This is a genomic window from Mycobacterium sp., assembly GCF_035603715.1.
Taxonomy (GTDB): Bacteria; Actinomycetota; Actinomycetes; order Mycobacteriales; family Mycobacteriaceae; genus Mycobacterium.
The window spans coordinates 1-4,153 of sequence record NZ_DATNJW010000524.1 but is presented as its reverse complement, the minus strand read 5'-3'; the positions used below and the strand labels follow the sequence as shown (position 1 = coordinate 4,153).

6 protein-coding genes are annotated in these 4,153 nt (G+C 66.5%); all 6 read right to left on the bottom strand.

Annotation, left to right across the window (positions count from 1 at the left end):
• A partial coding sequence (locus tag VN856_RS21660; RefSeq protein WP_325692774.1) for a 30S ribosomal protein bS22 occupies positions 1–80 on the bottom strand: 80 nt, incomplete at its 3' end.
• A gap of 215 nt (positions 81–295) precedes the next feature.
• Positions 296–547 (bottom strand): cell division/environmental response transcriptional regulator, encoded by a 252-nt coding sequence (locus tag VN856_RS21655; RefSeq protein WP_325692771.1) that lies wholly within the window; start codon positions 545–547, stop codon positions 296–298.
• 139 nt (positions 548–686) lie between these two features.
• Positions 687–1,562 (bottom strand): pyrroline-5-carboxylate reductase, encoded by an 876-nt coding sequence (gene proC, locus VN856_RS21650; RefSeq protein WP_325692768.1) that lies wholly within the window; start codon positions 1,560–1,562, stop codon positions 687–689.
• Between the two features lie 36 nt (positions 1,563–1,598).
• Complete coding sequence (locus VN856_RS21645; protein WP_325692765.1) at positions 1,599–2,414, bottom strand: thioesterase family protein; 816 nt, start codon at positions 2,412–2,414, stop codon at positions 1,599–1,601.
• Positions 2,415–2,433: 19 nt separating this feature from the next.
• Entirely contained in the window at positions 2,434–3,276 is an 843-nt protein-coding gene (locus tag VN856_RS21640) for a sugar phosphate isomerase/epimerase (protein WP_325692763.1), read from the bottom strand.
• Between the two features lie 17 nt (positions 3,277–3,293).
• Positions 3,294–4,153 (bottom strand): hypothetical protein (locus VN856_RS21635; protein WP_325692760.1); only part of this gene is annotated, 860 nt, incomplete at its 5' end.

Sequence of the window (4,153 nt, the reverse complement as noted above, 5' to 3'; positions counted from 1 at the left end):
TGCACCCGCGTGCGGCGAAGCAGCTTACGGTGCTTCTTCTTCGACATCCGCTTGCGCCGCTTCTTGATTACTGAACCCATAACTCCGCTATCTGTGTGGCGGCCCGAGTCCGCCATGGCCGGGCATCTGCAATAACCCGGTCACTCTACCCGGGTAGGCACTTCGAACACCAAAGCCGATGCCGGCACTCAAATCCGGCGCAGCAGTCAGCGGCTCATGTAGACATCACAAAGCGGACCCGGGTGTTCCGGATGCGCCGGGACGTCTATCGTCCCGCATTCCCGCACCGCAAACGCTATCCAGCGTCGAAGTAGGAGGTCTCCAGCATGTCGTGCACGGCCTTTGCGTGCACGCGGAAGGATCGCCCGACGCGGACCGCGGGTAGTTCACCGTTGTGAACCAGCCGGTAGACCGTCATCTTGCTGACCCGCATCAGTGCCGCCACTTCAGCAACCGTCAGGAATTGCGTCCGGGGCTGCTGGCCGTCTGCGGAACCCGTGTCTCGTCCCGATTTCCCGCCAGCCGATGGCCCGTTCATAGACGTCATCGCAACCCAATCAGTCAGGCTCCTGCAGTCCCAGCGGCTTCCCCTCCGCTGGCACCCACAGGTGCATACCAAGTAGGAGAATAGCGGGACTAGTGTGGTTATTGCGACGGGTGGTGGCAAATAAATAAAATTCTATAAATTACTCAGGTGTAATTCTTAGCTGCTCAGAGCGTGTTTTTGCGGCCCGCACAGCCTCATCGACAGCCGCCCGCAAACCGTGCTTTTCCAATTCCCGCAGCGCAGCCGCAGTAGTGCCACCAGGCGAGGTAACAATCGAACGCAGCCGTGCCGCGGTGGTGTCCAGCGACAGGTCGCGCCGCGAGTCGCTGCCCGTTCCGCGGTCCTGCTCCATCCGGTCCAGCAAAAGCGCCGCCGAGCCGGCCATCGTCTGCGCCACCAACTCGGTGGACACCGCCCGACTGAGCCCCACCCCGACCCCGGCGTCCACCAACGCCTCGATCATCAGGAAGAAGTACGCCGGGCCCGAACCGGAAACGGCCGTCACAGCGTCCAGGTGCTCCTCGGGGACCGTCAGCACCGCTCCCACCGAGTCGAACAGCGCTGCGACCTCCTTGAGCTGCTCAGGGGTCGCAAAACGGCCTGCAGCCATGGCGCTGATACCCGCGCCGACCAACGCCGGCGCATTTGGCATCACCCGGACCACCGGCGTCCCGGCCAACAGTTTGGATTCCAGGTAGGTCGTCGTAACCCCGGCAGCGACGGTGATGAACACCTGATCCGGGCTGTCGTGGGCGGCTTCCGCGGCGACCTTGCCGATCTCACCGACCACCGAGCCGACGTCGGAGGGTTTGACCGCGATGATGACGAACGTCGCGTTCTCCACCGCATCGGGCAGCGACGTGACCAATACGCCGTACGTTTCGGAGAGATAGCGGGCGCGGTCCGGCATCCGCTCGGCGACCACCAGATCCTTGACTTGCCGGCCGGCCCGCAGCAGTCCGGACAGCAGGGCTTCACCCATGCTGCCGCCACCGACGAGCGCGATTCGAGCCATGCAGCCCAGCATCTCAGACGCCCGCGGGTTTTGTCGTTAGGGCGCGGGGACCATCGCCAATTGGCGGCTCTGCACCACGATGCGACCCGCCGAGTCGACGACGGTGTGGTCTTCGTCGAACCAGTCCTGACCGATCTGCATGCACGTGCAGACCACCCTTAGCCAGCCGTCGGCCGGTAGCCCCCGCAGGTACGCGGTGAGCTGCACGGTCGGTGCCCAGCCGGTGCGGTTCACGGCGAAACTGACCGGGGCCGAGACGTCGCCGCACATCAGCGCGAACAACACATCGGGTGCCACGCCGCGCGGCCGCACCCAGTTCTGGATCACGGGCGGCCGACCGTCGGTGGAGATGCCCAGCGATGAGATCAGCGGCCGCACTTCGCAGCCCTCAGCCAAGTTGACCAGCCCGGCCAGCCGGTGGCCGCGGCCGATCGGCTCCACATCGTCGGGCGGCTCGGGGTCCATCAGGCCCACCGTCGGGTTGGCCGACAGCAGCGGCGGCACCAGGTGCTCGGGCTCACCGAGTGTGATGACCGCATGCACGGCGGCGCGATCGCCCTGGACGAGTTCGACGTCGACGACGCTGATCCGGCGTCCGCGCTTGCGCATCGACGTCAGCAGCCGCATCGGGCCGGGATCGGGTGCCGACAGGAAGCTGGCCGAAACCGCAACCGGCTCAACGGGTCCGCCGTGGGCGGTGCGAGCCGCGTTGGCGCATAACGCCACCATCGCCCCGCCGTGCACCTTGGGCCCGATGGTCCAGTGCTTGTTCAGCTCGCCCTCGTAGACGTTGTGCACGCCGTCGGAGTCGATCTCGCGTAGCTCCATCGCTTCGGTGAATAACGCGGTCAATTTGTCGAGTCCTTGACTGTCATCGCAGCAGGTGCGTGCGGGCGAATTGCAACGACTCGGCCAGGATGGCCTGGCGCTCGTGGGCTGACCGCGCCGACGACGTGGACACCTCCAGCACGACGTGGCCGGCGAAGTCGCCGGCGGCCAACAACTGGCAGACCTCGACCGTCGGCTGGTTGCCGTGGCCCGGCGCCAGGTGCTCGTCGGCGGGCAGGCCGGTGCCGTCGCACAGATGCAGGTGCACCAGGCCGGAGCCCATCCGCTCTGCCATATCCAGCGCGTCGTCACCCGCCGTCGCGCTGTGCGACAGGTCCAGCGTGTAGTGCGCGTGCTCACCGTCCAGCGGGTCGTAGGACGGGGCGAACGCCGAGATGCCGGGTCCGGGTCCGCCGCCGCGCCGGCGCATCCGCTCCATGGTCTGGCCCGAACCGAAGAACCGGTCGGCGCGGAACGGAAACATGTTCTCCACGGCCACCAGCACGTCGCTGGATGCCTCGAGCTCCGCGACCTGTTCGGTGAAGCCCTCGACGTACCGCCGCTGCCAACGGAACGGCGGATGCACGACGACGGTTTGGGCGCCGAGCTTCTCAGCGGCCCGCACACTGCGATCCAGCTTGGGAATCGGGTTGGCTCCCCACACCCGCTGCGATATCAGCAGACACGGCGCATGCACCGACAGCACCGGCATCCGGTAGCGCCGCGAGAGTTTGGCCACCGCGCCGATGTCCTGGCTGACCGACTCGCCCCACACCATCAGCTCGACACCGTCGTAACCGAGGTTGGCTGCGTACTCGAAAGCGGCCTCGGTCTTCTCTGGATAGACCGAGGCCGTCGACAGACCGACTTTGATAGCTGGGCGCACGTGGGTTCTGTTGCGGCCTAGCCGGATTGCAACAACGCTAGGGGCCCCAGTGTGACCAGTGCCCCCACCGCCACCGCGATCAGCGTGCTGCCGATGTCCTCGGTCTTACGCACCACCCGTACACCGACCACCAGGCCGAGGATGACGAGCACCGAGAGCACCAGCGCGACGATGTTGTTCCACCGCCACAGCTGGTCGAACGCGATAAACAACCCCGCACCGAAAGCGACAGCCAAAAACGATTGCAGCACAACCATTCCGCCGAGCCGCATGCTGTCGGACCGGGACCAGTTGTGCGATTCACCGTGATAGTCGTCGTCGGGGTAGTCCTCTTCCTCGGCAACGTCGGCGATGTCGTGGTAGCCCGCATTGCGTGAGTGGACGTCGTTGCCGGCGGACTGCAGGTACGAGCGCACGTACGCGGAGTCTTCGATGACCGGCTCGGCGTCTCGGACATCGGTGTCCATCACGTCGACCGACATGCCCGCGTAATCCTCGAGCGGGTCGGGCTTCATGCCCTCGGCGCCGGTCCGGTCCGGCGACTTGTCGTCGCGCGCCTCCACACGTTCGGCCGTGGGCCGCCCGTTGGTGCGCACCGGGCGCGGATAGGCGCTGGGCTGGAGCCGTGCCTCGCGCTGATCGGCTACGGATTCCCGCGGGCGGGGCGGCGCCGACGCCGGCCAGCGCGGCTCGGGTTCCGACCAGTACGACGACTTCTCGACCGGCTCCTCAGCGGGTGCTTCGGCCACCTCGTCGTCGACGTGAGCGGTTCCGTGAGCCCGGCGGACATGCGATCCCGGAGCCCGATGCTCGGGCGCCTCGGGCTCCATGTCGTCGGTGATGATCGGGATCTCGCCGGTCAGTTCGGCGACGGTCA